General features: G+C 43.4%; 13 protein-coding genes. 5 read left to right on the top strand and 8 right to left on the bottom strand.

The window, feature by feature from the left end; translation table 11 throughout:
• Window positions 1-14: 14 nt before the first annotated feature.
• The 4 genes from guaA to JOD17_RS05855 all read right to left on the bottom strand — a co-directional run bounded on the left by guaA (window position 15) and on the right by JOD17_RS05855 (window position 5982).
• Entirely contained in the window at window positions 15-1559 is a 1545-nt protein-coding gene (gene guaA / locus JOD17_RS05870; RefSeq protein WP_204696207.1) for a glutamine-hydrolyzing GMP synthase, read from the bottom strand.
• Window positions 1560-1670: 111 nt separating this feature from the next.
• Window positions 1671-3842 carry a DUF4129 domain-containing transglutaminase family protein gene (locus tag JOD17_RS05865; RefSeq protein ID WP_204696204.1) on the bottom strand — a complete coding sequence of 724 codons (2172 nt, stop codon included), beginning with the start codon at window positions 3840-3842 and terminating at the stop codon, window positions 1671-1673.
• Window positions 3842-5029, bottom strand: coding sequence for a DUF58 domain-containing protein (locus JOD17_RS05860; RefSeq protein WP_204696203.1), 1188 nt, complete (start codon window positions 5027-5029; stop codon window positions 3842-3844). Before JOD17_RS05860 ends, JOD17_RS05865 begins: the two co-directional genes overlap by 1 nt.
• Window positions 5026-5982: an AAA family ATPase gene (locus JOD17_RS05855; RefSeq protein WP_204696201.1), complete on the bottom strand. Its 957-nt coding sequence runs from the start codon at window positions 5980-5982 to the stop codon at window positions 5026-5028. Before JOD17_RS05855 ends, JOD17_RS05860 begins: the two co-directional genes overlap by 4 nt.
• Before the next feature lie 223 nt (window positions 5983-6205).
• Between JOD17_RS05855 and JOD17_RS05850 the strand changes: the two genes are divergently transcribed.
• The gene (locus JOD17_RS05850) at window positions 6206-6652 is read left to right on the top strand and encodes a GNAT family N-acetyltransferase (RefSeq protein ID WP_204696200.1); all 447 of its coding nucleotides are present in this window, start codon (window positions 6206-6208) and stop codon (window positions 6650-6652) included.
• Window positions 6653-6699: 47 nt separating this feature from the next.
• On the opposite strand, the gene cyoE is transcribed toward JOD17_RS05850, so the two are convergent.
• The gene (gene cyoE / locus JOD17_RS05845) at window positions 6700-7629 is read right to left on the bottom strand and encodes a heme o synthase (protein WP_239575307.1); all 930 of its coding nucleotides are present in this window, start codon (window positions 7627-7629) and stop codon (window positions 6700-6702) included.
• Between the two features lie 242 nt (window positions 7630-7871).
• Window positions 7872-8861 (bottom strand): zinc-binding alcohol dehydrogenase family protein, encoded by a 990-nt coding sequence (locus JOD17_RS05840; RefSeq protein ID WP_239575282.1) that lies wholly within the window; start codon window positions 8859-8861, stop codon window positions 7872-7874.
• A gap of 126 nt (window positions 8862-8987) precedes the next feature.
• Here JOD17_RS05840 and JOD17_RS05835 point away from each other — a divergent pair, with 126 nt between their 5' ends.
• The 4 genes from JOD17_RS05835 (at window position 8988) to JOD17_RS05820 (ending at window position 13138) form a co-directional block, all read left to right on the top strand.
• Window positions 8988-9875: a YitT family protein gene (locus JOD17_RS05835; protein ID WP_204696197.1), complete on the top strand. Its 888-nt coding sequence runs from the start codon at window positions 8988-8990 to the stop codon at window positions 9873-9875.
• Between the two features lie 121 nt (window positions 9876-9996).
• Window positions 9997-11322, top strand: a complete 1326-nt coding sequence (locus tag JOD17_RS05830; RefSeq protein ID WP_204696196.1) for a Na+/H+ antiporter family protein — start codon at window positions 9997-9999, stop codon at window positions 11320-11322.
• A 128-nt stretch (window positions 11323-11450) separates the two neighbouring features.
• Complete coding sequence (locus JOD17_RS05825) at window positions 11451-12611, top strand: MFS transporter (protein WP_204696195.1); 1161 nt, start codon at window positions 11451-11453, stop codon at window positions 12609-12611.
• 107 nt (window positions 12612-12718) lie between these two features.
• Window positions 12719-13138 carry a hypothetical protein gene (locus JOD17_RS05820; protein WP_204696194.1) on the top strand — a complete coding sequence of 140 codons (420 nt, stop codon included), beginning with the start codon at window positions 12719-12721 and terminating at the stop codon, window positions 13136-13138.
• Here the strand turns inward: JOD17_RS05820 and JOD17_RS05815 are convergent.
• Window positions 13110-13781, bottom strand: a complete 672-nt coding sequence (locus JOD17_RS05815; RefSeq protein WP_204696192.1) for an ABC transporter ATP-binding protein — start codon at window positions 13779-13781, stop codon at window positions 13110-13112. The two genes, JOD17_RS05820 and JOD17_RS05815, sit on opposite strands and share 29 nt — an antisense overlap.
• Window positions 13781-14851: an ABC transporter permease gene (locus tag JOD17_RS05810; RefSeq protein WP_204696190.1), complete on the bottom strand. Its 1071-nt coding sequence runs from the start codon at window positions 14849-14851 to the stop codon at window positions 13781-13783. The genes JOD17_RS05815 and JOD17_RS05810 overlap by 1 nt, the downstream gene beginning before the upstream one ends.
• Window positions 14852-14873: the final 22 nt, after the last annotated feature.

The following is a 14873-nucleotide window of genomic DNA, read 5'->3' as shown; positions in this document are numbered from 1 at the left end:
ATCTCCATTATACGTTATTCCCACTCAATCGTCGCAGGTGGCTTACTCGTAATATCATAAACAACGCGATTAACATTTGGTACTTCGTTCACAATTCTAACTGAAATTTCTTCAAGAACATGGTGCGGGATTCTTGCCCAGTCTGAAGTCATTCCATCAATGGACGTTACTGCACGAACGCCTACTGTGTAATCGTACGTTCTAGAGTCACCCATAACGCCTACACTTCTCATGTCCGGAAGTGCTGTGAAGAATTGCCAAATCTCTTTATCTAAACCGTGTGCTTTTAAAACTTCATGAAGAACTGCATCTGATTCACGTACAATCTCGAGCTTTTCTTCTGTAATTTCTCCAAGTACACGAATTCCAAGACCTGGTCCTGGGAATGGCTGACGCCAAACGAAGTTCTCAGGTAAGCCGAGTTCTTTACCAAGCGCGCGAACTTCATCTTTGAAAAGAGTGTTTAATGGTTCAATCAAGTCGAGGCGCATCTCTTCTGGAAGGCCACCAACATTGTGGTGTGATTTAATCGTTTCTGCAGTTGCCGTACCACTTTCAATCACGTCTGTGTAAAGCGTACCTTGTGCTAAGAAGTCCATGTTCTCTAGCTTGTCCGCTTCTTCTTCAAACAGGTAAATAAACTCATTCCCGATAATTTTACGCTTTTGTTCAGGATCACTGACACCACTTAATTTCCCGAGGAAGCGATCTGCTGCGTCAATGCGTACAACTTTAATATCGAATTTCCCTTCGAACATTTCCATAACCATATCGCCTTCGTTCTTACGAAGAAGACCGTGATCAATAAACATACACGTTAGTTGATCACCAATGGCACGGTGAACGAGCATCGCAGTAACGGAAGAATCAACCCCGCCACTTAGTGCACAAAGAACTTTCTTGTCGCCTACTGCTTTTTTGATTTTCTCAACTTCCATATCGATGAAGTTCTCCATCGACCACTCGCCACTTGCGTTACATACTTCATAGACGAAGTTTTTGAGTAATGCATTGCCGTGTTCTGTGTGACGAACTTCTGGGTGATATTGTACACCGTAAAGGTTCTTTTCAACGTTACTCATTGCAGCTACCGGGCAAGATGGGCTCGTTGCATCAACGGTAAAGCCTTCTGGCGGTGCAACGATTTTGTCACCGTGACTCATCCAAACGAGTTGCTCTTCTGGTAATCCTTTATGAATCTTTACGTCACGATTTTGTACAGTCATTGTCGCTTTTCCGTATTCACGGTGGTTAGCAGCTTCAACCTTCCCGCCAAAATCATGCGTCATTAACTGCATTCCGTAACAAATTCCAAGAATTGGAACTCCTAATTCATAAATCTCAGGGTCACAACTTGGAGCGCCTTCCACGTACGCGCTGTTTGGTCCACCTGAGAAGATGATCCCTTTTAAGTCGAGTTGCTTTAACTCTTCCGCTGTAACTGTATTAGGATACAGTTCACTGTATACACCTAAATCGCGAATACGTCGCGTAATCAATTGATTGTATTGCCCACCGAAATCGAGCACTGCAATCGTTTCGTTTATTTCCTTATTCATCATTGCACCTCGTGAGTTTATGATCAAGACATTGTCTCGTGTCTAAAAGATAGACGTTTCGCTTATAAAATACGAACATAATTTTATCAATAACCTTGGTAGTGGTCAATGTTATCTCGCGATCCGACTGTGAACATCCCGCAACAGTTGGTGATATTGCTCGTTCGTTCCATCTGTAATGGACGAACGCTCTTTTCCATAATACAAATCTTCATACTGACGGGTTAGTCGCGTGAAATTCTCATTATCCAACCGTTGATCGATCCGATTCGCATATTCTGATAATGTCTCGTACTTATTACGCTTAAATCCAGTAAATCTGAGTAACCACAGGAGTGATAAATACGCTCGTTGGAACTGCTCAGTGCTTTGTATGTCTTGGTGTTTACGCTTCATCCAGTTAATGATAATACGCTCTCGCAAGAAGAAAACGATGATCCCACCTAAAAGCATCACACTGATCAATCCGATTAATACAGGCGATAGCCCTCCATCAGCATTTGAACTACCCACTGCTGCACTTTCTTCTTCTTCATTAGTATCACCTTCATCGAGCTGTTCATCCTCTAAAGGGTCTGGAACATCACGATCATCTAAATCAGGTGAGTCTGAAAGATCTAAGTCTGTATAAGCATGGTTCGCTTCATTGTTAAATCCTGGGGTAGGCTCAAATGGCACCCAGCCGACTTCAGGAAAATACACCTCAACCCATGAATGAGCGTTTGCGTTTGTGATTTGATACGTACCGTCTTCTACTTCTTCACCAGGTGTAAATCCTTTCACCCAACGAGCCGGAATATCTTGGCTTCGGAGCATCACGACCATTGCCGTAGAGAAGTTATCGCAATACCCATATTGACTCTCAAATAAAAACTGATCCACATAATCTTGTCCCTCTTCAGGAATCGGGACATCTTCAGTTTCATACTCGTATTCGTTACGTAAATGATCTTCTACTGCTCGAACTGCACGATAACGATCCGTTTCTTCACTAGTAATCTCTGCAGCCAATTCAGTGACACGTTCTGGCAACTCTTCTGGTGTTTGTAGATACCTTAATTCAATTCCTTCAGGATCACCTGCATCACCTTCTTGGAAAGGCACCTCTTGCATTCGTTCAATTGAGAACTCAGCTTCTCGATAAGACAGGTTCATCCCGACTTCTTCATCGTAGCCTGATCCCATTTCAATACGTCCACTAATTGCATCCACATAATAATTTAGCGGTTGCTCTGCAGACGTAGCCTCAAAAAATTCACCTTGTGCAAAAATAAGCTCCCGTGTTTGGAAATACGGCGTATATCGAAGTGTCGCTTCGTTCTCTTCTACGTCTGTTTGTTCTTCGTACAGGTTAAGCTCGCCTTGTTCTTCAACAGCTTCTCCGTGCTGTTCTGACTCCCAGCCATGACCTGTATAAATGTGCTTGGCCTCGCCTCTCCAATAACCAGGGTCTTCCACTTCAGCATACATGACCGGTGATTCGTCTAATTCAAAACCTCCACCGAGTCTGTCATCATGCTCACCGTATCCAATTCTGCGATTTTCAGTTGAGTATCCTTCTCCAAATCCACCTGCTGCCTGTATATAAGGAACAGGGTTTGGCCATTGTGGTGAGAATTTCGGTCCGAAGAAGGCAACACTACCTGCTACAAAGATGACAAGTGTCGTTCCAATCGACCAACGCGTCCAATCACGCCATGATATGTTCGCGTAAACCGTGCTTAACCGTGACAACTTCAGATAAGCCAGCAGTACAAAACCGATTACAACGAGTCGAATCATCGCCCATGAACCTTCATACATCGTGAATGTGTCTAAGATTGCTACGTAAATGACCGAACAAGCGAAAAAGAATAAGATTCTCTTTACATAAATCACCCAATAGTAAATCAAGAAACTCATAAGCATGAGCATAATCATAAACAGTAGCGTCCGAAACATTGGCGATAGCGTTTGCCATTCACCTGTTAGAAGCAAATTACCTTGAGAGACCGCTTCACTCATAAACGTCTGCCACCAAGCCACTGACATAAAGGTCTCAGTAAAGAAAATGACGTCTAAGCTCACTAAAATTGCGAGTACAACAAGTGGCAAACGCAACCACGTAGACATCGGGATTGCACTTAGAATAAAGAAGAAACCTGCCAACATGAGAAATACAAGCACGTAACCTGTATCTGTAAACTGCGGAAGTGGAAATAACCACTCAGCCAGTAATAAAAACCCTAATACATATAAAACAGCTAAATGGGGGTGGCGGAACAATGAAGTATCTCTACTCATTATGAAGCTCGCCTCCTACGTTTGTCCTTCTTAGTAATTGGCATCGCAAGTAGATGCACGTCCACTTGTCTGAGTACACGATCTACCTTATTCCCGTCATCTCCGTAAAGAACGATGAGCTTGTACCCTCTTGCAGCCAACTGTTTTAGTTTTGCAGTCGTTTTCTCAGTCACTGTTGGCATAACGTAAACGATCGTACGTAACAAAGAAAACGAACGATGCAGCTGTACTTTCTCATCTAAGTCGTCTCTCTCGACACTCGTTAACACGTTCATCACTTGTCGCAGTTGTTTTTGTTCATACGTCTTGTTAAGTGCAAGTGGTGTCGATGAGATTGCAGCAAAGTTCATAATATCTTTCTCAGTAAATGAATGGTGTACAAGCCCTGCAGCCCATTCAACAGCTGTCTCAAACTGCTCATCAGTCTCCGCGCGGCAATCGAGCAATACAGTAAACCCTTTCGGGTCTTCAGTATCAAATTCTTTAGTCGCGAGTTCTCCCCGTCTTGCGGTTACCTTCCAATCAATGGTTGATAAGCGATCGCCTGGTGCATATTCTCGTAGGTGCGAGAAATCTAGCGTTTCATTAAACGTCATACGACGACTCGAATTGCCTTCGTTTTGCAATTTAATGGCTTTACGAAGACTTGAGAATGCGATTGGCAAGTTTGCTCGCTTTGGATAAACGCGAATATCGTTGTCTACCCGAACGATCCGCCTTCGTTTAATAAGACCAATCATGTCACCAGTCTCGAGCTCCATTTCTGTAAAGGTGTGTATACCCCGCCTGTCACCACGAATCACATAACTATACGTTTGTTCCTTTTTAAAAAGCATAAAGAAAAACGAACCTGGATGACTTTCAACGCGAATGGAGTTGGGAGGTGCATCGTACACTCCAAGGTAACAAAGCGGAATCGGTACGTTTTTTGTGATCGTAACTTTTACCGTTGCATGATCGCCATTCTCAAGATACGGCTTTTGAATAGACCGATCTACAGATATGAAGCGTAGTGGAAAAAGCGCAGTCACAAAACCTAACACAACAACCGTTGTTACACTATAAAAGAGGAACCAACTAATAAATCCTCCTTGAAACATCGCATAACTGTACAAGATGACGATCATTGATAACAGAAGTAGCGTTCTCACCAACTGCTTTATCAGTGAGCCGACTTTTCGTTTCATCGTACAAAATCCTTCGATGCAGTAGGCACACTCACTTTACGCAATACTCGGTCGATCTTCTCTGCATCTTCTGATTGCGTAGAAAGTAAATCGGTATCTATAACAAGACGATGACCAAGTACATGAGGTGCAAGATACTTCACATCATCTGGCAACACGTAGCTTCGTCCTTCAACATAAGCAAGTGCCTGACTCGCACGCATGAGAGCGATAGCACCTCGTGGACTAACGCCAAGCTCTACGCCTTCAAGCTGACGAGTTTCTCGAACGAGCGAGACGATGTACTGTTTAACGGCTCCGTCTACATATACCGCTGGCACTTCTTTTTGCATGAGGACGAGATCGTCCACGTGAATAACAGGTTGGACTTGATCAATTGGATGACCGTGTTCAATCATTGAAAGCAACTCCAACTCATCTGCTTCTGTTGGATAGCCCATCTTAATCCTAAAAAGAAACCGGTCCAGCTGCGCCTCAGGCAAAGGATACGTTCCCCCATGTTCAATTGGGTTTTGCGTTGCCATCACAAAAAACGGATCTTGAAGTTGGTGCGTCTCTCCGTCAATCGTCACTTTTCCTTCTTCTAATGCTTCTAAAAGAGCAGATTGTGTTTTCGGTGACGATCGATTAATCTCGTCTGCTAACACAATGTTGCCCATGATTGGACCAGCACGAAATTCAAAGGTTTGTTGGTCTTGATTGTATATTGAAACACCCGTAACATCTGATGGTAATAAATCCGGTGTGAACTGAATTCGACGAAACTCAGCATTTGTTACTTTAGAAATCGCACGCACGAGCATCGTTTTTCCTACCCCTGGTACGTCCTCAATCAATACATGCCCTTTCGCCAAGAGCGCAATCACAGCAAGCTTTATCGTTTCCCGCTTCCCGATGACGACTTGTTCTACTGCTTCAATCACTTGTTGTATTTGCAAGTTTGGTTGAGTCAAACGAAATTCCTCCTCGTGTCTAGTACATATCTATTATCATATCATTAAACTGTCCGTAAGCATTTTGTTATTTCTCACCAACTCTTTAGGACGTGCGCAATCCACATGTATTATTCATAAGATGTAGATGAATTAATTGATGATTCCGGCAATAATCATTAGTCAAATATGCTAGAATACTCTTTAAGATGATTAAAGTTGAGTCAATATAGGGAGGCCATGCATGCAACTTTGTCGCTTGGACCATACGAATACGTCAACTGCAAAAGACATCCTTTCCGTCCAATGCCCTGCGTATAAAGAAGAATCCAAAATTATCGGTTTTGATGGAATTCCTTATCTGAACGATAACATAGATACGATTAGGCTGAGCCAAGAAACGTTTATTGGTTGTTATGATCACCACTTACTCGGGTTTATCGCTTATGAAAAACGGGAACAGCATTATCAAATCACTCGGCTCTGTGTTGTACCGACACACTTTCGAAAAGGTGTCGCAAGCCGGCTCGTTGATCACATCTTAACGACAAGTAAATCAGGACCGATTCACGTTCAAACCGGTAGCCTCAACACACCTGCCATTGATCTGTATCGCCGATTTGGCTTTGTTCACGACTACATTTCTGAAGCAGAACCAGGAGTGTGGTTGCAATGTTTGGTTCGCCATTAGATGCCAAAAAGATGAATGGTGTTCACCATTCATCTTTTTTTGAACGTTTAAAAGACCGTTGCAACAATGCAATACAAGATAATTGTCGCAAATAAAATACTCATATGATTTAACGAATAGATGAACATCACACGTGCCCATTTCTGCTCATCCATCTTATGATAGCCCACAATGCTCAGTACGAGCCATGCTCCACTTAGAAGTAGGGCTACGAGAACAATTCCTAGACTTAGTGGCAAGAACAAGAAACTCGCTGCAATCAGCAACACTAAGTAAAAGTTCGTTTGCAAATATGTTCTTCTTAATCCTTTAACGACAGGTAACATCGGTACAGATGCTGCCTTGTACTCATCATGCTTTCGAATTGCAATCGCATAGAAGTGCGGCATCTGCCATAACAACATCACGATAAAGAGTCCTAAGACACCTGGGCTCATCATATCGCTTGAAATTGCTGCCCACCCAATTAACGGTGGAACTGCACCAGATAAGCTTCCAATTTCAGTGTTATAAATGGTACGACGCTTTGTCCACATCGTGTATGGAATTACATACAAAAACAAGCCTAAGAAACCGAATAATCCCGCAAGCGGTGATGCAATAAATAATGATATAAGTCCTAAGATCGCAAGTGCGCTACCGAAAATTAATCCGTTTCGCAGTGACATTACCCCTGTAACGGTAGGGCGATTCTTCGTCCGCTCCATAACCCGATCAATGTCGCGATCATATAAATTATTAAATGTTCCTGCTGCACCAATGACAAAAGCTGAACCAATTGTCGCAAGCACAATTTCAGGAATCATAATTAGTGGATTTAATTGATTTGCATAAAGCGCTAGCGCCATACCGGCAAACATCGCAATTAAGTTCGACTTAACGATGCCTGTCTTTACGGTTTCAGCGATTACTTTTGAAGTACGTTGTCGTGGTATGGATAGAGAGGCAGTCGCTGACGCAGGTGCAGTCTTATCCATCGTTTTGTTGACTTTTACATTACTCCGCATGTTCCCCCTCTTTCCTATCGACTAAGTATCTTTCGTTAGTTTACCATGATTTCTATAAAAAAACCGTCATTCTACAAATAAGCTTGTGAACGTTCTGTGTAAGCATATGTTGGCACACGTCTTCAACTATTTTATCTTCGTTAGTATTAAATTTCAATCCTGAAAAATATTCAGATTATGTAGTAGTGAAGAGAAGAATTGAACAAAATTGTTCAATTCTTCATCTCGATAACAAGCTTGCCAATCATCGATTGTGATTGTAGCTTTTCATGTGCTTTAGCGACTGTTTTTGCATTTAGCGGAGAGTGAATTTCAGTCATCGTATGTTGAATTTCACCTTGATCAATGAGCTCACTTACCTCATTTAATAGATGGTGTTGCTTAATCATCGTTTCCGTTTCATACATTGCACGTGTGAACATGAATTCATAACAAAACGTTACACTCTTCGTCTTTAACAGATTAAGGTCGACTTTCTCCTCTGATACAATGCTCACAATCCTGCCCTCTGGAGCAACGACCTCACAAATGGCTTCCCAATGCGTCGTTAAATGTGTACAACAAAAAACGTAATCTACATCATGTTTCTTTAATTGTTCGTCCAAGGGTTGCTGATGATTAATAACAACATCTGCACCAAGATGCTTCACCCATTCTGACGTTTTTGCACGAGAGGCTGTGGCAACGACATGTAAGCCCGCTGTTTTGGCGAGTTGGATGGCTATAGAACCGACTCCTCCTGCACCGCCCACAATTAGTATTTGCTTTCCTTTATTGTCCTCAATAGTTTTTGATATATCCAGACGATCAAACAGCCCTTCATATGCTGTAATTGTCGTAAGCGGCATCGCTGCAGCTTCACCGAAAGACAATGATTCCGGCTTTTTGCCAACGATTCGCTCATCAACAAGATGATATTCACTGTTTGTCCCAGCTTTCGTCACATCTCCTGCATAATAGACATGATCGCCAGGCGCAAACAATGTAACCTCTTCGCCGACTTCTTCAACAATTCCAGATGCATCGTATCCAAGAACTCTCGGATGCTCTTCACTTTCAGTTCCTACTTCAAACTGCTTCGTATCGACCGGATTCACTGATACTGCCTGAACACTGACTATGAGATTACGCCCCGTCGCCTTTGGATTCTCGACCGAAACGTCCTGTAATTGAGAGCCTTTATAAAACCCTACTGCTTTCAACACATCACAACCTTTCCAGTTATTCTCACTTCATTTTAAGGAAAAGTACGAAATTTGTCACAATGGAAGTGTTAAGATAATCTCGCCTACAACAATTCCAATAGAGAGAGAAAGGAAGTGTTTTGCATGAGAATCGCTAAAGATTTAGCCCTCATGACATCTGGAACGTTTTTATTTGCTTTATCCATCACTTTACTTTCAATGCCTAATCAACTGGCTGAAGGTGGGGTTGCTGGTTTATCTTTACTGCTTTATTATGCGATTGAGTTTTCTCCAGCATTAGTGACATTGATTGTGAACGGGATTTTACTCATGATCGGTTATCGCTTGTTACCAAGACGAATGGTCATGCTTTCAATTCTGAACATTCCGTTATTATCATTATTCATTTACTTTACAGAAAACCTTGGCCAACCGATTGATGATCCGTTGATTGCAGCGATTTTCGCTGGATTACTTACTGGCTTTGGCTTCGGTTTGATCTTTCGTGGTAGCTCGACGATGGGTGGGACTTCAATCATTGCAAGAATGTTGAACTACCGATTCGGATGGGATTTAACTGCCACGAACTTCGTGTTGGACCTTCTCATTGTTTTGAGTGGAATGTTTATTATCGGACCACTGCTCACCATGTATACGATTGTTGCCTTGTTCATCGGAAAAAAAGCGACAGATTTTATTCTTGAAGGAATCAATACGAGAAAAGCTGTGAACATTGTTTCTCCTCGTGCCGAGGAAATCGCAGATGCTGTCATCGAAAAAATGTCAGCTAGCGCAACGGTCTTCTCTGGACACGGAATGTACACAAAACAATCACGTGATGTGATTTATATCGTGATTCAAACCCCACGTCTTTTTTATTTAAAAAAGATCATCGAGGAAGTCGATGAGCACGCTTTTATCGTCGTTCATAACGTAAAAGATGTGTCTGGTGGAACATTCTTAATGAAAAAGCATAAACGCCGACGCTTAAATCTCACGACTCGAAATGAAAACAGTGATTATTCCGTTTAGTGGTTGCAGCCGAGTTCCTCGGCTGCTTTTTTTGTATTGACAAAAACGAAAGAGCAATGATAGCATACATTTTATCGTATTAGTGATTTATCGAACTAAAGTATTTTAGAGGATGATTTCAATGAATGCTGTCGTTATTGCCGTTTTACTAATGATTGTATTGAGCTTAATGCGTGTCCATGTCGTTATATCCCTCATCATCGCAGCCCTCGTCGGTGGACTACTTGGTGGATTAGGGTTTGAAGGGACTATTGAGACATTTTCCGATGGTCTCGGCGATAGTGCCAGCATTGCTCTTAGTTATGCTGTACTCGGAGCTTTTGCTGTTGCGCTCTCCAAAACTGGATTGCCCCGCTTACTTGTGGACATCTCAATTAAAATTGTCGGTAAGAAGGGTGAATCGCGCTCCAAAGCGTTGCCGAAAGCGCTGATCTTTTTAATTATCTTTACAATCTCATGTATGTCTCAAAACGCAATTCCTATTCATATTGCCTTTATACCTATATTAATTCCGCCAATCTTACAAGTTCTTAATGAATTGGCAATTGACCGTCGTGCTGTTGCAACGATTATGACCTTTGGATTAAAGGCACCTTATATGCTATTGCCGTTTGGGTTTGGTGCAATTTTCCACAGTATTGTCGTTGAAAATACCGAAGCGAATGGTATGAGTGCCAATATATCTGATATGCCTATTGCAATGCTCATCCCAACAATTGGAATGTTTCTCGGTTTACTCGTCGCAGTGTTCTTCTCTTATAGAAAGTCTAGAGACTACGAAAACCGCCCAATTGAAGGGAATCAAAAAGATGAAGAGCCAACAACGTATTCGGTTTATTCACTCATTAGTGCGGTCGTCGCTGTGATCGCAACGGTCATCATTCAAGTTCTCTATGACAGCATGATCTTCGCTGGTGTTGCTGGACTTATTGTGCTCGTCTTTAGCCGCTCGGTACGCTTTAAAGAGTCAGATGAGCTCCTTACTGAAGGAATGAAAATGATGGCTTTCATCGGTTTTGTTATGATTGCGGCATCAGGCTTCGCAGAAGTCATCCGTGAAACCGGCCATGTCGAACAAATCGTTGCTATCTCGACCAATTGGATGGGTGATAGTCAAGGTCTAGCCGCAATCGTCATGATTTTAATCGGCTTGCTCATTACGATGGGCATCGGGTCGTCGTTTGCAACTGTACCGATTATCGCTGCCTTGTTCGTTCCAATTTGTGCAGCAATGGGCTTTAGTCCTCTAGCAACCCTTGCTTTAATTGGTACTGCAGGTGCAATTGGTGATGCAGGTGCTCCTGCATCTGATAGTACACTCGGTCCAAGTGCCGGTCTAAACGCAGATGGTCAGCACAATCACATTTGGGATACGTGTGTACCGACCTTTTTACACTTTAATATTCCACTTGTGATCTTCGGCTGGCTTGCTGCAGTCATTCTCTAATGTTTTTAACGAGCGACTTTAATTAGTCGCTTGTTTTTTTATGTTTCGTGTGTCGAACTTGTTGTTTTGATTTAACTAAAGTAGAATGGAGCAGTTAGATTTCTTTACAAAGAAGAAGGTGGAACATCATGAACTTCAAAGTCTATGTTTTAGCAGTTTCAGCATTTGTCGTAGGAATGGTCGAGCTGATCATCGGAGGTATTCTTCCAATAATCTCCGAAGACCTCGGTGTCTCTGTCGGAGCCGCTGGCCAATTAATTACAATCTTTGCACTTGTTTTTGCCGTAAGTGGACCCGTTCTACTCTCATTAACGAGCAAATATGAACGGAAATACTTATACCTTATTGCCCTAACGATCTTTTTCTTTGCTAATATTGGGGCATTTCTAAGTCCAAATTATGCGATACTCGTTTTCTTTCGAGTCATTACTGCAATGAGCGCATCATTAATTATTGTGCTCTCCCTAACCATTGCACCAAAAATTGTAAAACCTGAATATAAATCGCGCGCCATCGGCATTATTACAATGGGTGTTAGTTCAGCACTCGTACTCGGAGTACCCCTCGGTGTATTGATCGGCGAAGCATTCGGCTGGCGAATCCTTTTCTTAATCATTGCATTTATGACACTCATCGCTGCACTCGTTATTATGAAATTCTTAGATCCTATCAAACCTGAACAAGTGAGCACCGTACGAGAACAAATCCGCTCGTTAAGACACGTAAAGCTCTCAACAGCACACATCGTTACCTTACTCGTCTTAGCCGGACACTACACGTTTTACGCGTACTTTGCAGAATTCCTAAACGTTACGATGCAAGTCGAGCCCTTCTGGGTCAGCGTTGCATTTTTCGTCTTCGGTATTTCTGCAGTAAGTGGTGGTGGAATTGGCGGTTGGGTTACCGATCGTATTGGACCCGAACGCACCGTTATTATTTTCATCATCATGTTCTTCTTCGTTCTTGCGTTCATCCCATTTACAACCTTCTCAATCGTGCTTTTCACAATTGCCGTTGTTATCTGGGGAATGCTAAGCTGGTCAATTGCACCAGCTCAACAAGGATATCTTATTAAAACCGCACCAAGCACATCCGATATCCAACAAAGCGTGAACACATCAGCCCTACAGTTCGGGATCGCAATCGGTTCAGGCGTCGGCGGACTCGTCGTTAACGGCATTTCCGTACAAGCTGCTCCAATCGCCGGTAGTATCCTCGTCATCATCGCACTCGGCTTTGCGATCTTCTCCTTTAAACGCCCATCAATTGAAGAAGAACAAGCATCCTAAGTAAACCGCGGACCATTTAAAGGTCCGCGGTTTTTCGTATGGCGGTAAAGCATAAGAAGGGTATTTTGATCCATATTCATGGTGGACACTCTGTTTAGGCTGTTTGGGTGTCTTCGCTTACTACACCATGGGCTCGGCTTGCTACACCATGGCCCCCGCTTGCTACAACTGCGCCCCTGCTTGCTACACCTTGGCCTCCGCTTGCTACACCTGCGTCCCCGCTTGCTACACCGTGGCCCCCGCTTGCTACACCTTGGCCTCCGCTTGCTACACCATCGCCTTCGCTTGCTACACCTACGCCCCCGCTTGCTACACCGTGGTCCCCGCTTGCTACACCTGCGTCCCCGCTTGCTACACCTGCGTCCCCGCTTGCTACACCTGCGTCCCCGCTTGCTACACCTGCGCCTCCGCTTGCTACACCCTTCCCCCCGCTTGCTACACCCTTCCCCCCGCTTGCTACAACTACACCCCGGCTTGCTACAATTCAGCCTCCGCTTGCTAACTCACTGCGCCGTCTTCTAACGTGATGACGCGGTCGCAATACGCGAGCATTCGTTCATCGTGAGTGACCATGATTGCGGCTCGTTTCTGCTGTTTCACTTGCTGAGCTAGCTGCTCAATGACGTGTTGGCCCCGTTCTGTATCTAGGCTTGCGGTTGGTTCGTCGGCAAGTATTAAGTCTGGTTCATTCATCCATGCACGGGCAATCGCGACTCGTTGTCGTTCGCCTCCTGATAAGCGTTCTGGATATTGGTGAAGTCGATGGCGAAGTCCGAGTTCCGTTAACAAGCGTTCGGCTCGTTGTTCTGCGTCTTTTTTTGACTCCTTACTCAGTCGAGTCATGAGCATGAGCTGGTCTTTGACTGTTAAATACGGAAGCAAATGTGATGATTGAAAAATAAAGCCGATTTGGTGGAGTCGAATGAGTTGTCGTTCTTTCTCGCTCGCATCGGCGATGTTTTTTCCATCAAGTAAAAGTTTTCCGGATGATGGTGACAACAATGCACCTGCAATGGATAACATCGTGCTTTTACCTGAACCGGATGGTCCGACAATCGCAACAAATTCCCCGGGAAATATGTCGAAAGAAACGTCTTTTAGAACCGTCAACGTTCGGTCGCCGTCTGTAAATGTCTTTTGCACATGTTGTAATGATAATTTTGCGTTCATTATTTCGCACCTCCAATGGCTTCTAACGCATCAACTTTTGCGACTTTATACAGTGACAATAACGAGCCCACAATCGCTGTTAAAAGGAATAACCCTGCACTAATGGCAACCATCGTACCTGTTAACTGAAACGGCAGTCCTTCAGGCATAATCTGTGAAGCACCTAACGTTACAACGATTGCAAGTGTTAGACTGACAGCTGAAAGAATCATCACTTGTACGAGCAAGGATTTTGCCAACACGCTGACTGGTGATCCGATCGCTTTCATAATGCCGAATTGATTCAATTTTTGAATCGTAATTACATAGAAAAATGCAGCTAGTACAAACGCAGCGATGATGTACAAAAAGACGATCATCATCGTAAGGGATCCTTGCTCCGCACTATAGCCTGGTATCCCTGCTAGAGCCTCGTCCAATGTAATGACTTCACTATCGGTAAGTTGCTCTCCAACTTGTGCCGCTTCTTCTTCACCTCCGTGAATGGCAATTGTGCTTACGATAAACTCTCCATCACGCATTTCGCGCCAATCCTCTTCATGTACGTGCATAATTGGCGCATGGCTAAATGTCTGATCTTCTGTAAAACCCGACACTTCGAATTCCATGTCGCTGGCGTTATCCGTAACAACATCTCCAATCTCAATGCCTTCCTCTTGAATGGATTCATGAATCAGCGTTTGTCCTTCACTCGGTGTCTGACCTTCAATAATGGTTGGAGCAATCGGGGAGTTAAAATCAACACTCATCATCGCAACATCAACGTTGCTTGCCTCTTCTCGAATGAGCATCGTCATATGAAGACCAAAAGGTGTGGCGTCAACCTCTCCATCTTCAATTACTTGCTGGTCTTCATCAGAAACGAGAGACCTCGTTAGCTGATGTTCAGCCTCTTCATCAAGCACAAAATGATCAACATTCATCGTCTCAAGCGAAGACGCATTGTTAAACGCCAACCCTTGTGCTAAACCAGACACAAATAAAACTAGAAAAGAAATGAGAAACATAATCCCAGCAACGAGTGCATACCGAGTCTTTTCATATCGCAGTTCTTTTAATGCTAAAAACAAAACATCCACCTTCTCACATTTA

This window comes from Geomicrobium sediminis, from assembly GCF_016908595.1.
GTDB classification, from domain to species: domain Bacteria; phylum Bacillota; class Bacilli; order Bacillales; family Marinococcaceae; genus Geomicrobium_A; species Geomicrobium_A sediminis.
This window is presented reverse-complemented; position numbering and strand designations above follow the sequence as displayed.